Source organism: Streptomyces sp. 378 (genome assembly GCF_030124145.1).
Lineage (GTDB): Bacteria > Actinomycetota > Actinomycetes > Streptomycetales > Streptomycetaceae > Streptomyces.
Map to the genome: position 1 here is coordinate 40,636 of NZ_JASKMS010000020.1, position 17,140 is coordinate 57,775.

18 protein-coding genes are annotated in these 17,140 nt (G+C 72.0%); 9 read left to right on the forward strand and 9 right to left on the reverse strand.

Annotated features, from left to right (window positions below):
• Positions 1 to 39: 39 nt before the first annotated feature.
• A complete protein-coding gene (locus QNO09_RS25115; protein ID WP_283972506.1) occupies positions 40 to 432 on the reverse strand; it encodes an ankyrin repeat domain-containing protein in 393 nt (130 codons plus the stop codon).
• A 296-nt stretch (positions 433 to 728) separates the two neighbouring features.
• Between QNO09_RS25115 and QNO09_RS25120 the strand changes: the two genes are divergently transcribed.
• Positions 729 to 923: a hypothetical protein gene (locus tag QNO09_RS25120; protein ID WP_030843336.1), complete on the forward strand. Its 195-nt coding sequence runs from the start codon at positions 729 to 731 to the stop codon at positions 921 to 923.
• 52 nt (positions 924 to 975) lie between these two features.
• Entirely contained in the window at positions 976 to 2,721 is a 1,746-nt protein-coding gene (locus QNO09_RS25125) for a hypothetical protein (RefSeq protein ID WP_283972507.1), read from the forward strand.
• 283 nt (positions 2,722 to 3,004) lie between these two features.
• Here QNO09_RS25125 and QNO09_RS25130 read toward each other — a convergent pair whose 3' ends face one another.
• Complete coding sequence (locus QNO09_RS25130) at positions 3,005 to 4,504, reverse strand: SCO1417 family PLP biosynthesis transcription factor (RefSeq protein ID WP_283972508.1); 1,500 nt, start codon at positions 4,502 to 4,504, stop codon at positions 3,005 to 3,007.
• 100 nt (positions 4,505 to 4,604) lie between these two features.
• Between QNO09_RS25130 and yczE the strand changes: the two genes are divergently transcribed.
• From yczE to QNO09_RS25150, 4 genes are all read left to right on the forward strand, one after another.
• Complete coding sequence (gene yczE, locus QNO09_RS25135) at positions 4,605 to 5,258, forward strand: membrane protein YczE (RefSeq protein WP_451524241.1); 654 nt, start codon at positions 4,605 to 4,607, stop codon at positions 5,256 to 5,258.
• On the forward strand, positions 5,255 to 6,022 hold the full coding sequence (locus tag QNO09_RS25140; protein WP_283972510.1) for a glycerophosphodiester phosphodiesterase family protein: 768 nt from the start codon (positions 5,255 to 5,257) through the stop codon (positions 6,020 to 6,022). Before yczE ends, QNO09_RS25140 begins: the two co-directional genes overlap by 4 nt.
• A 49-nt stretch (positions 6,023 to 6,071) precedes the next feature.
• Positions 6,072 to 7,418: an MFS transporter gene (locus tag QNO09_RS25145; RefSeq protein ID WP_283972511.1), complete on the forward strand. Its 1,347-nt coding sequence runs from the start codon at positions 6,072 to 6,074 to the stop codon at positions 7,416 to 7,418.
• A gap of 266 nt (positions 7,419 to 7,684) precedes the next feature.
• Positions 7,685 to 8,059, forward strand: a complete 375-nt coding sequence (locus QNO09_RS25150) for an RNA polymerase-binding protein RbpA (RefSeq protein WP_030247095.1) — start codon at positions 7,685 to 7,687, stop codon at positions 8,057 to 8,059.
• Between the two features lie 125 nt (positions 8,060 to 8,184).
• On the opposite strand, the gene fxsA is transcribed toward QNO09_RS25150, so the two are convergent.
• The 4 genes from fxsA to QNO09_RS25170 all read right to left on the reverse strand — a co-directional run bounded on the left by fxsA (position 8,185) and on the right by QNO09_RS25170 (position 12,327).
• Positions 8,185 to 8,751, reverse strand: a complete 567-nt coding sequence (gene fxsA, locus QNO09_RS25155; RefSeq protein ID WP_283972512.1) for an FxsA family membrane protein — start codon at positions 8,749 to 8,751, stop codon at positions 8,185 to 8,187.
• Positions 8,752 to 8,842: 91 nt separating this feature from the next.
• Entirely contained in the window at positions 8,843 to 9,646 is an 804-nt protein-coding gene (locus QNO09_RS25160) for a polyprenol monophosphomannose synthase (RefSeq protein WP_283972513.1), read from the reverse strand.
• A gap of 532 nt (positions 9,647 to 10,178) precedes the next feature.
• On the reverse strand, positions 10,179 to 11,780 hold the full coding sequence (locus QNO09_RS25165; RefSeq protein WP_283972514.1) for an amidohydrolase: 1,602 nt from the start codon (positions 11,778 to 11,780) through the stop codon (positions 10,179 to 10,181).
• A gap of 106 nt (positions 11,781 to 11,886) precedes the next feature.
• The gene (locus QNO09_RS25170) at positions 11,887 to 12,327 is read right to left on the reverse strand and encodes an Lrp/AsnC family transcriptional regulator (RefSeq protein WP_150943808.1); all 441 of its coding nucleotides are present in this window, start codon (positions 12,325 to 12,327) and stop codon (positions 11,887 to 11,889) included.
• A 269-nt stretch (positions 12,328 to 12,596) separates the two neighbouring features.
• Between QNO09_RS25170 and QNO09_RS25175 the strand changes: the two genes are divergently transcribed.
• Together QNO09_RS25175 and QNO09_RS40035 are read left to right on the forward strand one after the other, a co-directional pair.
• On the forward strand, positions 12,597 to 13,031 hold the full coding sequence (locus tag QNO09_RS25175) for a hypothetical protein (RefSeq protein WP_283972515.1): 435 nt from the start codon (positions 12,597 to 12,599) through the stop codon (positions 13,029 to 13,031).
• 176 nt (positions 13,032 to 13,207) lie between these two features.
• The gene (locus QNO09_RS40035) at positions 13,208 to 13,456 is read left to right on the forward strand and encodes a hypothetical protein (RefSeq protein WP_078615159.1); all 249 of its coding nucleotides are present in this window, start codon (positions 13,208 to 13,210) and stop codon (positions 13,454 to 13,456) included.
• Here the strand turns inward: QNO09_RS40035 and QNO09_RS25180 are convergent.
• Entirely contained in the window at positions 13,419 to 14,591 is a 1,173-nt protein-coding gene (locus tag QNO09_RS25180; RefSeq protein ID WP_283972516.1) for an acyl-CoA dehydrogenase, read from the reverse strand. The two genes, QNO09_RS40035 and QNO09_RS25180, sit on opposite strands and share 38 nt — an antisense overlap.
• 335 nt (positions 14,592 to 14,926) lie before the next feature.
• On the opposite strand from QNO09_RS25180, the gene QNO09_RS25185 reads away from it, so the two are divergent.
• Positions 14,927 to 16,192 (forward strand): glycoside hydrolase family 18 protein, encoded by a 1,266-nt coding sequence (locus QNO09_RS25185; RefSeq protein ID WP_283972517.1) that lies wholly within the window; start codon positions 14,927 to 14,929, stop codon positions 16,190 to 16,192.
• A gap of 48 nt (positions 16,193 to 16,240) precedes the next feature.
• On the opposite strand, the gene QNO09_RS25190 is transcribed toward QNO09_RS25185, so the two are convergent.
• Together QNO09_RS25190 and QNO09_RS25195 are read right to left on the reverse strand one after the other, a co-directional pair.
• On the reverse strand, positions 16,241 to 16,897 hold the full coding sequence (locus QNO09_RS25190) for a TetR/AcrR family transcriptional regulator (RefSeq protein ID WP_283972518.1): 657 nt from the start codon (positions 16,895 to 16,897) through the stop codon (positions 16,241 to 16,243).
• 76 nt (positions 16,898 to 16,973) lie between these two features.
• Positions 16,974 to 17,114, reverse strand: coding sequence for an SCO1431 family membrane protein (locus tag QNO09_RS25195; RefSeq protein WP_283972519.1), 141 nt, complete (start codon positions 17,112 to 17,114; stop codon positions 16,974 to 16,976).
• Between the last annotated feature and the right edge of the window lie 26 nt (positions 17,115 to 17,140).

Genomic DNA, 17,140 nt, shown 5'->3' on the forward strand with positions numbered 1-17,140 from the left:
CCCCCGTTTTCCGTGTCGTGCCTGGTCAGGCCGGTCGGCTCAGTGTTCGCCGAAGAGTTCGAGCACTTCGGTCCGCCCGAACATCCGGGCGGTGTCGACCGCCGAGGGTGTGCCGGCGGACGGGTCGGCCCCGCCTTCCAGGAGGACCTTGATCACGTCCGTCTCGCCCTTGAAGACCGCTCCGGCGAGCAGGGTCTGGCCCCGGTCGTTGATCCGGTCGGCCTCGGCGCCGCGCTCCAGCAGCGCCCGCACCGCGTCGGAGTGGCCGTGATAGGCGGCGAGCATCACGAGCGAGTCGCCGCGGTCGTTGGTGAGGTTGGCCGGAACACCCGCGTCGACGTACGCCACGAGAGCCTCGGCCTGTCCCCGCCGGGCCAGATCGAAGATCTTGGTCGCCAGCTCCACGACCTCGGGGTCGGGGACTTCGGTCATCGGCCGGACCGCCTCTCCACTACGCGTCTGCTCCGGGTGTACGCCTGCGAGGGCGCAGCCGTACGGGTGAATCGCCAGGGTACTGGCTCGCGCGGCACATGACCCGATGTGCCCGAGGTAAAGATCAGTACAGACCCGGACAAGCGCAACAGTCCGGTCCCACCGAGCGCGGGGCCACTCCGCCGCATGGGAGAAATCGTCCAAATTTCACCCAGTTGCACCTTTTATCGTATGGATACATCCTGTGAGCCTGGAAGTACTCATGGTGACTGTCCCCGCGAACCAGGAGATCCCCAATGATCCTCTCCATCTCAGGCGTGGTCCTGCTCGGCATCGTCGTCTTCATCTTCTTCCGCAAGGACGGACTGAAGGCCTCGCATGCCGTGGTCGCCATGCTGTTCGGCTTCTACCTGGCGAGCACGGCCATCGCCCCGAGCATCAAGGCGGGCGGCGAGAGCCTCGCGAGCCTCCTGGGCGGAATCAAGTTCTGACGGCCCCGTTCCCCGTACGCATCCCGCCCGTACGCACCCACTGGAGGCAGTAGTGGCCCGGCGCCCCCTCCCCCGCATTCTGAGCAACGGCAGCGCGCAGCTCGCCCGGAGCCGGGAGCTGGCCCGGACGGCCGCCGACAGTGCCACCGACGTCCTCCACCCGCTGATCACGATCACGCGGGGGCTGCGCCGGCTGGCAGCGGCCGGGCGGCGCAGATGGACCGAGACCCCCAAGGAGCGACGGGGGGCGCTGCTGTTCCTGGTGACCTCCGTGGTCCTGGTCGTGGCGCTGGTGCCGTACGGGCCGCTGCTCGCCGTCATCACCCTGATGGCGGCCGCGGCCTGGCAGGGCCGGGACCGGACCGCGGCGGCGTCCGACGGGCCCGACGAGTCGCAGAGCCAGCGGCTGAAGTCGCTGTACGAGGCTCTCGTACCGCACTTCTCCGCCGCCGAGGACCCTGAGCCGCTGTACTCCCACGGCGGCGCGTGGGACAAGGCCTTCCCCACCTACGCGTTCGACGGCGGCGGCCGGATCTCGCAGCTGGTGGTGCGCTACCCGGCGTACTTCACCGACGGCGAGGCCGAGGCCCGCGCCCGCATCGAGCACCTCCTCGCGGCCAAGTCGGGCCGGGGCCGCGAATACCACTTCACGTGGGACGAGGAGGGCAACCAGTTGACGCTCGGCGTCCTCCTGCCGCTGCCCGTCGACATCACCGCCCAGCGTTTCGTCACCACCCCCGGCGAGACGGTCCTGGGCTTCACCGACCCCACCCAGGTCCAGCGCACCCTGCCCCTCACCCACGGGGAACGCCGCCGCGACGTGCCGCCGGTCGTCTGGCGCACGGGCCCGCGCTCCACCGAGCCACACCTGCTGGCTCTCGGCCAGCCGGGCAGCGGCACCTCCACCCTGCTGCGGTCCATCGCCCTGCAGGCCCTGCAGCACGGCGACGTGGTGATCATCGACGGCGGCGGCACCGGCGAGTACGCCTGCCTCACCGGCCGGGACGGCGTCCTGGCCGTCGAGGCCGGGCTCGCCGGGGTCACGGCCAGCCTGGAATGGGCGGCGACCGAGACGGAGCGCCGCCTCATCGCCGCCAACCGCGCCCACCAGGCGGGCCACCCGCCGCCCGACGACACCAAGCGCCCGCTGTGGATCCTCCTCGACCGCCCCACGGCGTTCACCCATCTGGCCGCCGCGGACGGCCGCAAGGATCCGCAGTCGCTCCTCCAGGTCCCCCTCCGGCACGGCCGCCCGGCGAACGTGACGGTGGTCGTGGCCGACCAGCTGGACAGCATGGACGCCCTCAGCGAGCCGGTGCGCCGGCACACCCGCGCCCGCGTGGTCCTGGGCCCGGCGACGGCGGACCAGCTCGAGTCGGTGCTGGGCGCGCCCCCGCACACCACCCCCATCGACCAGCTCCCGCCCGGCCGCGGCTACGCCCGCCTGGGCACGGGCCCGGTCCACCGCCTCCAGGTCCCCGCCACCCCGAACCCCTACGACGACGCGACGCCCGACGCCCTGTGCCAGGCGGTCCTGGACCTCCTCCCGCCCCGGACGACTCCGGCGGACGGGGAGACGATCCCGGAGCAGGACCAGTCGGCGGGCGAACCGGAGCCGGTACCGACGGCAGGGCAACCGGAGCCGGGGGCGACGGCCGGCGAACCGGAGCCGGTGCCGGTGGCCGTCGGGCCCGTGGCGCCGGAAGCGAACCCCGGCCCGGTGCCGGTCCTCGGTCAGGACCCCCGGCCGCATCCGGCGCCGGTTCTGACGAAACCCTCGGAAGCGGATCGCTCGTAGCCCACCGGGGCGCGGGCAATCCGCCACCCCGTCCTGCCCAGTGCCGCAGCAGGCGACGGTTCGTCCCGTCGCGACGTCCGGCACGCTCCCCGTGCTCGGCTTCGCTCGCACGGGAGGGGCCCCACCGCCGCACCGGCCGAAAGCCCGAGTATGTCCCGTACGAGGCCTTCCGGCCGGGCCCGCCGAGAGCACGCACCGGACATCGCTCCTGCCGTAGGCACCCGCCTGCGACGTGGCGTCACCCCGTGCCGAAGACAACGGACAGACGTCGCCTGCCGCGGCACTAGGCGACGAACGTGCGCGGCGCCTCCGCGCCCCCGACGACGCCGCTCTCCACCAGTGCCGCGGCCGCGGCCAGCCGCACGGCCGCCTCCTCGGCCACCGCACCCCCGACGGTGAACGGCAACCGCACATACCCCTCGAACGCCCCGTCCACCCCGAAGCGCGGCCCGGACGGCACGCGCACCCCGACGCGCTCCCCCGCCTCGGCCAGCCGCGAACCGGACAGCCCTCCCGTGCGCACCCAGAGCGTCAGCCCGCCCTGAGGCACCTCGAACTCCCAGTCGGGCAGCTCCCGCCGCACCGCGGCGACCAGCTCGTCCCGGTTCGCCCGGGCCTGCTCCCGCCGCACCTCCACGGCCTGCACCCAGCCCCCGGTCCCGAACAGCCAGTTCACCGCCAGCTGTTCCAGCACCGGCGTACCGAGGTCGGCATACGCCCGCGCGGCGACCAGACTGCGGATCACGTCCGGCGCGGCCCGCACCCACCCGATCCGCATACCGGCCCAGAAGGCCTTGCTCGCCGACCCCACCGTGATCACTGTGGACCCGGCCGGGTCGAACGCGCACACCGGCCGCGGCATCCGTACCTCCGCGTCGAGCCACAGCTCGCTCATCGTCTCGTCGGCGATCAGCACGGTCCCCGCCGACCGCGCCGCGTCCACCAGCCGCCGCCGCTGGTCCTCGTCCGCGAGCGCCCCGGTCGGGTTGTGGAAGTCGGCGACGACGTAGGCGATGCGGGGCGCTGCGTCGCGCAGGACCTGCCGCCAGCGGTCCATGTCCCAGCCGGTGAGCCCCTCCGCCATGGCGACGGGCACGAGCCGGGCCCCGGCCTCCCGCATCAGCTGGAGGATGTTGGCGTACGAGGGCGACTCGACGGCGATGCGCTCACCCCGCCCGGCGAACAGATGGCAGATGGCGTCGATCGCGCCCATCGCCCCGGTCGTCACCATGATCTGCTCGGGCATGGTGGGAATCCCGCGCGCGGTGTACCGCTCGGCGATCATCGCCCGCAGCGCCGGCAGCCCCGCGGGATAGTCGCCGTGGGTGTGCGCGTAGGGCGGCAGTTCCTCCAGGGCGCCCTGGACGGCTCGGGTGAGCCAGGGCTCGGGGGCCGGCAGGGCGGCGCAGCCCAAGTCGATCATCGAGCCGAGTGCCTCCGGAGGCAGGGGCTCCAGTCCGCGCGCGGGCAGCGGGTTCCCGGCCGGCACCGCCGTCCAACTGCCCGCGCCGCGCCGGGACTCCAGGAACCCCTCGCTGCGCAGCGCCTCGTAGGCGGCGGCGACCGTCGTACGGCTGACGGACAGGGAGAGTGCGAGTTCACGCTCGGCGGGCAGCCGGGCGGCCACCGGGACCCGCCCTTCGAGGACCAGCAGGCGGATGCCGTCGGCGAGCGCGCGATAGGCCGGCGGCCGGCGCGTGCCGGGTCCCGCCGGTCGGTCCTGCTGGGAGCTGAGGAGCCGGGCGAGTTGCGCCGCTCCCACAGCCGAGGTCCACTCCGCCATCGAAATCAGTCCACCTTCCCCGGATTGGCCATGGATGGCCTCTCCATCCAAGCCACATGGTGTCATGCAGCAGTCCACTACCACCACAGGGGGGCACATCATGTCCACGCGGGGGCGTCTCACCCGGCGGCTCGTCCAGCTCTACGCCGGTCTCGCGCTGTACGGAGCGAGCTCGGCACTGCTCGTGCGCTCGGGTCTCGGTCTGGAGCCGTGGAACGTGCTGCACCAGGGCCTCGCCGAGCGGACCGGCCTGTCGATCGGCGTCGTGCTGACCCTGGTGGGCGCCGCGGTGCTGCTCGTGTGGATCCCGTTGCGCCAGCGACCGGGCCTCGGCACGATCTCCAATGTGCTGGTCATCGGCATGGCGATGGACGCGACGCTGGTCCTGGTGCCCGACGCGCACGGTCTGACGTCGCGCGTCACGCTGCTGGTGGCGGGGATCGTCCTGAACGGGGCGGCGACCGGCCTGTACATCGCGGCCCGCTTCGGACCCGGCCCGCGCGACGGCCTCATGACCGGACTGCACCAGCTCACGGGCGTCTCGATCCGTCTGGTCCGCACGGGTATCGAGCTCACGGTCGTGGCGACCGGCTTCGCCCTGGGCGGCACCGTCGGGATCGGCACCCTTCTGTACGCCCTGGCGATCGGCCCGCTCGCACAGGTCTTCCTGCGCGTGTTCGCCGTCCCCCCGGCATCCTCCGGCAGCACGGCCGTTGCCCTCGCTCAACCCCGAGGGGCGATACTGCGTCCGTGACCCCGCGGATACGCCACCCCTACCTCGACCATCCCGGCCCGATCGCCTTCGCCCACCGGGGCGGGGCCGCGGACGGGCTGGAGAACACCGTGCGGCAGTTCCGGTGTGCCGTGGAGGCCGGCTACCGGTACATCGAGACCGACGTCCACACCACCCGGGACGGCAGGCTCGTCGCCTTCCACGACGCGACGCTGGACCGGGTGACGGACGGGGCGGGCCGGATCGCCGACCTGCCGTGGCAGGAGGTGCGGCAGGCGCGCGTGGCGGGCGAGGAACCGCTCCCCCTCTTCGAGGAACTCCTGGAGACCTTCCCCGACGTGCGCTGGAACGTGGACGTCAAGGCGGAGGCGGCCCTGCTGCCCTTCCTGGACCTGGTCGGGCGGACGGACTCCTGGGACCGGATCTGCCTCGGCTCGTTCTCCGAGGCCCGTGTGGTGCGTGCCCAGCGGCTGGCCGGCCCGCGTCTGGCCACGTCGTACGGCACGCGGGGTGTGCTCAACCTGCGCCTGCGCTCCTGGGGGCTGCCGGCGGCGGTGCGCCGCTCGGCGGTGGCCGCGCAGGTCCCCGAGATCCAGTCCGGCATCCAGGTTGTGGACGGGCGCTTCGTGCGCGCCGCCCATGCGCGAGGGCTGCAGGTCCACGTGTGGACGGTCAACGAGGCCGAGAGCATGCACCGGCTCCTGGACCTGGGCGTGGATGGCATCATGACCGATCACATCGACACGTTGCGCAAGGTCATGGAGGACCGCGGCGTCTGGGTCTGAGGTCCCGGGTCCGTCCCCCACGCGCGTTCACGGGGAAGCGAGGGCACGGGTGGGTCAGGACACCGTGCGGACACCACCGGCCGACGGGGCCGCGGAGCTGAGGCGCGAGCAGCGCGGCTGGTACGTCTACGACTGGGCCTGCTCCGTCTACTCGACGAGCGTGCTCACCGTGTTCCTGGGCCCCTATCTCACCTCGGTCGCCAAGTCGGCGGCCGACGCCGACGGGTACGTCCACCCCCTCGGCATACCGGTGCGGGCCGGCTCCTTCTTCGCCTACTCGGTGTCCTTGTCGGTGATCGTGGCCGTGCTGGTGATGCCCCTGGTGGGTGCGGCCGCCGACCGCACCGGCCGCAAGAAGCCCCTCCTCGCGGCCGCCGCCTACACCGGCGCCACGGCGACGGCGGCCATGTTCTTCCTGGACGGCGACCGCTACCTGCTCGGCGGCGTCCTCCTGATCGTGGCGAACGCCGCACAGTCGGTGGCGATGATGCTCTACAACTCCTACCTGCCGCAGATCGCCCCGCCCGAGCAGCGGGACGCGGTCTCCTCCCGCGGCTGGGCCTTCGGTTACGCCGCCGGCTCGCTGGTTCTCGTCGCCAATCTGGTGCTCTACACCGGCCACGAAGGTTTCGGGCTCTCCGAGAGCGCGGCGGTCCGCATCTGCCTGGCGTCGGCCGGGCTGTGGTGGGGCGCGTTCGCCCTCGTCCCGCTGCGGCGGCTGCGCGATCGCCGGACCGCCGGCCGGGAGGCGGCCCTCCCCGGCTTCCGGCAGCTCGCGGCGACCATCCGCGACATGCGCCGCCACCCGCTCACCCTGGCCTTCCTGCTCGCGTACCTGGTCTACAACGACGGCATCCAGACGGTGATCTCCCAGGCCTCGGTCTACGGCTCCGAGGAGCTCGGCCTCGGTCAGTCCACCCTCATCGGCGCGGTCCTGCTGGTGCAGGTGCTGGCGGTGGCGGGCGCACTGACCATGGGCCGGCTGGCCCGGGTGTACGGGGCCAAACGCACGATCCTCGGCTCGCTGGTCGCATGGACGGTGACGCTGGCGGCCGGGTATTTCCTGCCGGCCGGGGCGCCGGTGTGGTTCTTCGTCCTGGCCGCCGGGATCGGACTGGTCCTCGGCGGCAGCCAGGCGCTGTCCCGGTCCCTGTTCTCCCATCTGGTCCCGGCCGGCAAGGAGGCCGAATACTTCTCGGCATACGAGGTGAGCGACCGCGGCATGAGCTGGCTGGGACCGCTGCTGTTCGGGATCACCTATCAGCTGACCGGGAGCTATCGGGACGCGATCATCTCGCTGGTGGCGTTCTTCGTGCTCGGGTTCGGCCTGCTCGCACGGGTTCCGGTGCGGCGTGCGATCGCCGAAGCGGGGAACCCGGTTCCGGACAGGATTTAGCACTGAACACGAAAGGGCTGTAGTGTACGCGTTTGGCCTGCCAGGCGGACCGTTACTGCGCGTCAAAGATGTCGAAACGCTGGGTTGTATCTGGTAGCAGATGTGACAAACCGGGCGCTGGTGGGTACAACAAGGGCGGCTACGACGGCGACGCATGACCCGGAACGGGACTCGGAACGGGAATCTTTACCGCCGACCGGACGTTGACCGGATGACGACGACAGCGACACCTGTCCTGTGGGCGACAAGCCCGGGAGGCACGATTCATGAGTGAGCGAGCTCTTCGCGGCACGCGCCTCGTGGTGACCAGCTACGAGACGGACCGCGGCATCGACCTGGCCCCGCGCCAGGCCGTGGAGTACGCATGCGAGAAGGGGCACCGCTTCGAGATGCCCTTCTCGGTCGAGGCGGAGATCCCGCCGGAGTGGGAGTGCAAGGTCTGTGGGGCCCAGGCACTCCTCGTGGACGGCGATGTCCCTGAAGAAAAGAAGGGCAAGCCCGCGCGTACGCATTGGGACATGCTGATGGAGCGGCGCACCCGTGAGGAACTCGAAGAGGTCCTCGAGGAGCGCCTGGCGGTTCTGCGCTCCGGTGCGATGAACATCGCTGTTCATCCCCGCGACAGCCGCAAGTCGGCATAGTCCCTCCAGGGTCTGGCCGAAGTAACAGCGCATCAGTAAGACCGCGGGCGCCGTACGAGATGTACGGCGCCCGCGGTCTTCCGCGTGTCCGGGCCCGGTGCCGGACCGGCTGGGCCCGGGGTGGCTCAGTGGGCCAACGGCGGCCGCGGGGCGTCCCCCGGCTCGTCCCTGATGACCTCGCCCTGGACGACCTTGCCGTCGGGCTGGTGCATACGCGCCTGGTGGAACGCGCCGCCCAGGGTGCCCGGGCGGGCCTCCCTGAGCTTGCGTTCGACAGTACGCTCGGCGGAGCGGCTCACGGCCTTCTGCACCGGCGGCAGCAGCATGAGCAGGCCCACCGCGTCCGACATCAGGCCCGGGATCATCAGGAGCAGGCCGCCCAGCATCATCAGGCCGTTGCCCTCGCTGCCCGGCCGGGCCGCCTCGGGCATCACACCGCTCTGCTGCTGTTGCAGCGCCTCGGAGAGCTTGCGGAAGGCCCGCCGGCCGGCCCGCTTGATGACGACGGAGCCGAGAACGAGACCCGCCAGCAGGACGAGGAGGACCACCAGCCCGTTGGTCGCCCCCGCGACCAGCGTGAGCAGCCAGATCTCCAGCACCAGCCACACGGCGAGGCCCAGCGGCAGGAGCGTGCGCAGCCGGGAGCGCCTGGGCCGGGCGGGGGACGGAGGGGTCTGAGCGCCAGTCGTCATGCCTCCAGTGTGCCTGGCCCCGGCTCAGCGCGGCATAAGGCCGCCATCAGCTGATTCTGTGAGCGGTGGCCCGGGAAGGGACCGGACGGCGCTACGGCTTCGACGGCTTTCCGGAGCGCCCCGTGACCTTGCCGACCCGCTCCCCCACCCCCCACGCCGTGACGCGCCACAGCGCCTCGACGAGGATGTCGCGGCTCATCTTGGAGTCGCCGAGTTCCCGCTCGACGAAGGTGATGGGCACCTCGATCACGTGGTAGCCGGCCTTGACCGAACGGCGGGCGAGGTCCACCTGGAAGCAGTACCCCTGGGAGGCGACCTCGTCGAGGCCGAGTCCCTCCAGGGTCTCGCGGCGGAAGGCACGGTAGCCGCCGGTGATGTCGCGCAGCGGCAGATCGAGCGCCAGCCGGGAGTAGAGGCTGCCGCCCCGGGAGATCACCTCGCGGGACTTCGGCCAGTTCACCACCCGGCCGCCCGGCACCCAGCGCGACCCCAGCACCAGGTCGGCGCTCTTCAGGGCGGTGAGCAGACGGGGCAGTTCCTCGGGCTGGTGGGAGCCGTCGGCGTCCATCTCGATCAGCACGCCGTAGTCCCGCTCCAGGCCCCAGCGGAAGCCCGCGAGGTAGGCGGCGCCCAGGCCCTCCTTGCCCTTGCGGTGCAGCACGTGGACGTGGTCGTCCTCGACGGTCAGCTCGTCGGCCAGCTTGCCCGTGCCGTCGGGGCTGTTGTCGTCGGCCACGAGCACATGCGCCTCGGGGACGGCCTTGCGCACCCGGCCGACGATGCTCTTGATGTTCTCCGCCTCGTTGTAGGTCGGGATGATCACCAAGGCCGTGCCGAGCGGGCCGAACTTCCTCCCCTGGGCCCCCGCCGCGAGGGTTCCGTCGCCGTCGTTCACTACTGCCCCTTCATGTCCATACGCAGAGGTCCACCATAGTGGGCCCGGCCTGCACCGACATGACAGGACGTTCGAATCGTGGTGTCGAATCCGCAAGACGCGGGGGAGAACGCGCTTCCGGGTGCGCATACGGCGGATGGGGGCCCGGCGCCCTTCGGGCCGGCCTGGGATCCGCCGGCTGCGGATCGACCGAAAGCCGTTGTCTACTGAGCGCCCGGGCCCCACCCGGGTCACACCTCCCCGACCGGCCGGAACGTTCCCTCGGCGCTGCGCCGGCCTGAGCCTGGCTCCCAGTGGCGGTGCTCCGGTGCGGCACACCGTCCCTGACCCGGCGGCGCCGCGGCGAGTGCTCGGACGTTCCCCGGTCGGGCGTCCGGTGGTGGACTCCGCCGAACCTACCGGCCTCCTCCGGCCGCCTGTCAACAGCCGTTCGAGCTGCGCATCTTCCGGCAAGGACCTGGTCAGCGCGGAGGATACGCAGGTCGCACGCCGGGGGCGCGGCGCACGGCTTCAAGCGCGCCACCCCCGTACATCACTCGCCCGGCCGTACGAAGACCGTGCGTCCGCCCACCACGGTGCGCAGGCAGACGGGCAGGTCGCGGCCAGGAGTCAGGTCGGGCAGACCGGGCGTGCCGGAACGGGGATCCGTCGACCAGCGCGCGACGCGGTCGTCCGGGGCCTGCACGACGAGTTCGCCGGTGCGCCAGACGGCGTAGTCGGCCGGGGCGCCCGGGACCAGAACGCCCGCGTCGTCCCGTCCGACGGCCCGCCAGCCGCCGCGCGTGTGCGCCGTGAACGCTGCGCGCACGGAGACGCGGTGCTCCGGTGTGCGGTGGAAGGCGGCGGCCCGGACCGTGCCCCACGGATCGAGCGGGGTGACCGGGCTGTCGGAGCCGAAGGCGAGCGGGACACCGGCGCGCAGCAGGGCCGCGAAGGGGTTCAGGGCGCGGGCCCGTTCGACGCCCAGGCGCTGCGCGTACATGCCCTCCTCGCCACCCCACAGGGCGTCGAAGGCGGGCTGCACCGAAGCGGTGAGGCCGAGTTCGGCGAAGGCGGCGACACTCTCCGGGGTGAGCATCTCGGCGTGCTCGACGCGGTGGCGGGCGGCCCGGATCCGGGCGAGGCCGAGCTTGTCGGCGGCGGCGCGCACGCCCTCCACCACGGCGTCCACGGCCGCGTCGCCGATGGCGTGGAACCCGGCCTGCAGGCCCTCCTCGGTGCAGGCCACGACGTGCGCCGCGACCGCGGCGGCGTCCAGATAGGCGATGCCGGTGTCCCCGGAGTCGGCGTACGGCTGGTGCAGGCAGGCCGTGTGGGAGCCGAGGGCGCCGTCGACGAACAGGTCCCCCGCGGCTCCGGCCGCGCCCAGCTCGCGGGCCTTGGCGACATCCTGTTCGGCCCAGTAGCCGACGACACGCGGTCCGGGTTCCGCCGCGGCGAGGCGCAGCAGGCCGGTGAAGTCGTCCTCGGAGGAGATCTCGGGCCCGGCGCACTCGTGAAGCGTGCCGATGCCGAGCGAGACGGCGTGCGCGAGGGCGGCGCGCTGTGCCTCGGTGCGCTGCTGGGGGGTGACGGCCGCGAAGGCGGCGGCCCGCACGGCGTGATGGGCGCCGGCGGTGAGCGGGCCGTCCTCACGGGTGACCTCGGGAACCAGGTCGAGCAGGGCGGTGCTCACCACCGCCGAGTGGACGTCGATCCGGCTGAGGTAGAGGGGCCGGTGCCCGGTGGCCTCGTCGAGTTCGGCCCGCGCCGGGGGCCGGCCGCCGGGCCAGCGGGCGGCGTCCCAGCCGTGCCCGAGCAGCACGCGGTCCTCCGGGCGGGCGGCGGCGAAGTCCCGTACGAGGGCGAGGGCGGCTTCGAGGGAGGGGGCGCCCGACAGGTCGAGACCGGTCAGGGCGAGCCCGGTGGCAGTGGTGTGCACATGCGCATCGGTGAATGCCGGGGTCACCAGGGCCCCGTCGAGGTCGATCACCTCGTCGACGCCGTCGGCGAAGGCGTCAGCGGCTCCCTCGGACCCCACCCACGCGACCTGTCCCCGCTCCACGACCATCGCGGTGGCGAAGGGATCGGCGGGGCTGTGCACCTCGCCACGGCGGAGCAGAACGGTCTTCGGCGGCACACTGGACTCACTCATGGAGCACAGTCTCACAGGCCGCCCTTCGACGCCCCGCAAAGGGGCGCGGGACCATGTCGAGGTGCGGCTCCGCCGCGCGGGCCCCGCGGGCCGCGGTACCGACCGGTCAGATCCTGGGCGGCCGCGCCTCGTAGGGCGTGGACAACACCACCGTCGTCCGGGTCGACACCCCGGCGAGCGACCGCAGCCGGGCCAGCAGCTCCTCCAGCTCGTGCGGTGTGGCGACCCGCACCTTGAGGATGTAGTTCTCGTCCCCCGCGACGCTGTGGCACGCCTCGATCTCCGGCACGTCGGCCAGCCGGTCCGCGATGTCGTCCGGTGCACTGGGGTCGAACGGTTTCACCGAGATGAACGCCGTCATCGGCAGTCCCACGGCCTCCGGGTCGACGACCGCGGCATAGCCCCGGATGACACCCCGCTGCTCGAGCCGCCGCACCCGCTGATGCACGGCCGACGTGGACAGGCCCGTGGCCTTGCCCAGGTCGGTGTAGCTCATCCGCCCGTCCTTGACGAGCAGCTGCACGATCTGTCGGTCCAGCTCCTCCATGGCGCAAGAACCTACAGTGCGGTTGATCTCCCGGGATACCCGAGCGGCCCAGGTCATGCCCGCTTCGTGATGAGGGCGGAAGCCGGCTGTCAGCAGTTCGGGGGACAAACACACCGCAGCGGACACCTGCGCGGGGCATGTGACGAACGCCACAGGCCTCGAACAGTCTCCGTAATGTTCTCGTGATTACCGCCCAGGGGGCGCGGGAAGTGCTTGCTGTGGTCGAGGCCGCAGTGCCTGATACGGCCCAGCCTTAGGGGGAGAACCCAATGCAGAGTCTTAAGCGCCCTGGTCGCACCGCACCCAAGCGGCAGCAGCTCGTCGTCGAGCCCGAGCCGGAGGGTGTCGAACCCGACACCTTCGACGACGAACTCGACGCCTACGACACGTTCGAGATGTTCCGGGTCGTCTGCCCGGACTGCGCGCAGCCCATCGCCCTGCTGGCGGACGAGGAGGTGCTGCCGGAGCACGCGATGTGCGCCTCGCCGTGGAACCCCTTCGGACTCACGGTCTGCGCCGGGACCGGCCGCAGGGCCGCGGACGCCCGCCCTGCGGACGAGTCCGTGGAACCGCAGGAGCAGCACACCGCCCTGCTGTTGACGCTCCCCCAGGGGCTCGACTGGCGGACCCAGCCCTTCTCGCACGTGGGCGGCCCGGGCTCGCGCCCCATCAGGGTCCCCGTCATGCGCCGCCACGCGGCCTGAGCGCGGGCCTTCTCCGCCCGCCCGCTCCCCTCCCGCAGCCGCCCCGCGCCACGGCTCGCAGACCGCCGTGGTGCGGGACCGGTGCGCCCGGAGCCGGACCGATCCGGGCGGGCCCTGAACGCACGGCCGATTCCACCATGCGGTGACCTGTCCGGGCTCTGCCGCGTTGCCCTGGTATGACCCCCATCTCCTCAGCGACCGGGCGTCAGCGCCTCCTGTACGTCCCGCCGCCCGCAGAATCGGTTCGGCCGGCTCCGCCCCGCTATCAGGACCCGCCGATCTACCGCGACCTGATGCGGACCTGGGCCGAGGGCGGCCGCACCCTGCCGGGCCGGCACGACCCGGAGTGGATGCGGCTCGCGGCCCCCTGGCGGGGCCTCGACCAGTTCAGCGTCCCTCTGGACCCACGAGATGGCGGGCGATGACCATCCGCTGGATCTGGTTGGTGCCCTCCACGATCTGCAGCACCTTGGCCTCGCGCATATAGCGCTCGGCCGGGAAGTCGGCGGTGTAGCCGTAGCCGCCGAGGATCTGCACGGCGTCGGTGGTGACCCGCATCGCCGTGTCGGTGCAGTGCAGCTTGGCCATGGCGGCCTGCCGCGCGAAGGGCCGGCCCGCGTCCTTCAGCCGTGCGGCGGCGAGGTAGAGCGCGCGGCCGGCCTCGATCTGCGTCGCCATGTCGGCGAGCATGAACCGCAGTCCCTGGAAGTCGGCGATCGGCTTGCCGAACTGGCGCCTTTCGGTCGCGTAGGCCAGGGCCTCGTCGAGCGCGGCCTGCGCCACTCCGATGGCGCACGCCGAGATGCCGAGCCGTCCCGAGTCGAGCGAGGACAAGGCGATCGCGAAGCCCTGACCCTCCTCGCCGATACGCCGGTCGTCCGGGACGCGGACGCCGTCGAAGTGGACCTGCGCGGTGGGCGAGCCCTTCATGCCCATCTTCTTCTCCGGCACGGCGGCGCTCAGCCCCTCGGCGTCGCCGGGCACCAGGAACGCGCTGATCCCGCGCGGGCCCTCCTCGCCGGTGCGCGCCATCACCGTGTAGAAGTCGGCGATCCCGCCGTGCGTGATCCAGGCCTTGGTGCCGGTGATCACCCAGCCGTCGCCGTCCCGCACGGCCTTGGTGCGCAGGGCGGCGGCGTCCGAGCCGGAGTGCGGTTCGGAGAGGCAGTAGGCGCCGAGCAGGCCGCCGCCGAGCATCGCGGGCAGGTGCTCGACCTGCTGCTCCTTGGTGCCGTAGGCGGCGAGCGCGTAGGAGGCCAGGGAGTGGACGCTGACGCCGAGACCGACGGTGAGGCGGGCCGCGGCGAGCTCCTCCAGGACCTGGAGGTAGACCTCGTAGGGCTGGTCACCGCCGCCGTACTCCGAGTCGTACGGCAGGCCGAGCAGCCCTGAGCGGGAGAGCAGGGTGAACAACTCGCGCGGGAAGCGGCCGGCGTCCTCCTCCTCGGCCGCCTTCGGGGTGATCTCCTGCTGCGCGATGTCGCGCACGAGCGAGATCAGGTCCCGGGCCTCCTCCGTGGGCAGTTGTCGGTCCACCGGCTGCGGGGCGCGGTCGGGCATGGCGACGCTCTCCTCCCTGTCGGGCACTGGCGGACGGGCCCATGGGTGGGGGCGGCGCCGCCGGGTCGTTCTGGTGCCTGGCCGATGCTTGCGGTCCCGGGTCTCGGGCGCTGCTGACCAGCGGCTCTGCGCTGTGAGTATGCCCGATCGAAGGCATCACGTCACCAGTTAACGACCGCTCACTTCAAGAATAAGCCGTGCGCGGCCGGCGTGGCGAAATTGGTCCGCACCATTGACCCAACTGGTCTAGTCCTCCTACTGTTTCGCTCCACCGATTCACCGCGTTCATGCCAATGAGCGCGGCCGTTCCCCTCTCCCCCACGAGGAGACACCGGATGCACACCCCCCACCCCTCCCGCTTCCGGGCCATCGTGTCCGCGGCCTGTTGCGCCGTCCTCGGCGCCGGTCTGCTGGCCGGCGCGGGCACCTCCGCCTCCGCGGCGACCTCGGCTCAGGAGGCCGCCGCAGCCACGAAGGACGCCCCCGGGGCCAGGGCCGCGGGCTCCAAGGTCATCGGGTACTTCACCGAATGGGGCACCTACGACCGCAAGTACTACGTCAAGAACATCGAGACGTCCGGGTCGGGCAGCAAGCTCACCCACATCAACTACGCCTTCGGCAACGTCACCGGCGGCAAGTGCGCCATGGGCGACGGGTACGCCGCCACCGACCGGGCCTACACCGCCGCGGAGTCCGTCGACGGCAAGGCCGACACCTGGGACCAGCCACTGCGCGGCAACTTCAACCAGTTGCGCAAGCTGAAGCAGAAGCACCCGAACCTCAAGGTCCTGTGGTCCTTCGGCGGCTGGACCTGGTCGGCCGGCTTCGGCGAGGCCGCGAAGAACCCGGCCGCCTTCGCCCGGTCCTGCTACGACCTCGTCGAGAACTCCCGGTGGGCCGACGTCTTCGACGGCATCGACATCGACTGGGAGTACCCGAACACCTGCGGCGCCACCTGCGACACCAGTGGCAAGGCGGCCTTCAGGAATCTGATGCGGGCCCTGCGCGCCGAATTCGGCTCACGCAACCTCGTCACCGCGGCGATCACCGCCGACGCCACCCCGGGCGGCAAGATCGACGCCGCGGACTACGCGGGCGCCGCCCCGTACGTCGACTGGTACAACCCGATGACCTACGACTTCTTCGGCGCCTGGGACGCCGCGGGACCGACCGCTCCGCACTCGCCACTGACCTCGTACTCCGGCATCCCGAAGGCGGACAACCACAGCTCGGCGACCATCGCGAAGCTCAAGGGCCTCGGCATCCCGGCCTCGAAGCTGCTGCTCGGCATCGGCTTCTACGGCCGCGGCTGGACCGGCGTGACGCAGTCCGCCCCGGGCGGCACCGCGACCGGCCCGGCGGCGGGCACGTACGAGCAGGGCATCGAGGACTACAAGGTGCTCAGGACCAAGTGCCCGGCGACGGGGACGGTGGCCGGCACGGCGTACGCCAAGTGCGGCGGCGACTGGTGGAGTTACGACACCCCGGCCACCATCGGCACCAAGATGGACTACAAGAACCGGCAGGGCCTGGGCGGCACGTTCTTCTGGGAGCTGAGCGGTGACACGTCGAACGGTGAGCTGATCAAGGCCATCAAGTAGCACCCGGAGGGAGGGGCGGAGGTCCGCCGCGGACCCTCCGCCCCTTCGTCACGCGCCCCGGCGGGCGGGCTGCGGGGCCGGGTAGGCCGGGTCGAGTTCCTCGATCGCGCGCAGGGTGCCGCCGAGGGTCTTCACCAGCAGCTCGCACATGGTGGCGCGGGGCAGTTCGGGACGGTCGATCCATTCGAGCGTGGCCCCCTCGACGCTGCACACCCAGGCCAGCAGCCCCATCCGCGCCGGCGCGGTGACGTCGACACGGCCGTACGCACCCTCGGCGATGGTCGTCACCACCGCCTCGCGCACCCCGTCGCGGAGGGCGTGCACCTCGGTGTCGAAGCCGACGCCGCCGCTGACGATCGTGCGGTACGCGGCCTGGTTGTGCTCGGCGTAGCGCAGATAGCTGTCGACGGTGCGCTGGACCCGGTCGACGGGGGGCAGTTCGGGACCGCTCGCCGCCAGGGTGACCAGTTCCGTGACGGAGTCCTGGATGATGGCCAGGTAGTAGCCGCGCTTGGACTGGAAGTAGTAGTAGATCAGCCCCTTCGCGACATGCGCCTGCCGGGCGATGTCGTCCATCGACAGGGCGTCGTAGGAGATGTCGGCGAACAACCTCCGCCCGATGGCGATGAGTTCGGCACGGCGCGCCATCGAGCGCTCGGTGCCGCGGGCCCGGGGGCGCGCGGCGGGCTGGGGGCTGATGTTCAAGGTCGACCCTGGTCTCGACGGGCGGGGGCGGGACCTCCGCAGTATGTCAGGCGCCGACGCCGGGCCGTGGGTCAGGTCACAGCAGCCCGAGCTGGGTCACGAGCATCGCGACGACCACGACGAGGGCCCACCCCATGACGTGCTCGACGATCTTCGGGCCGTCTTCCTGAGGGCCGCCGGTGCGGGCGCGGGTGGCGGTGACGGAGTACGCGGTCATGGCTTCTCGCAGGGTCGGCGGTGCGG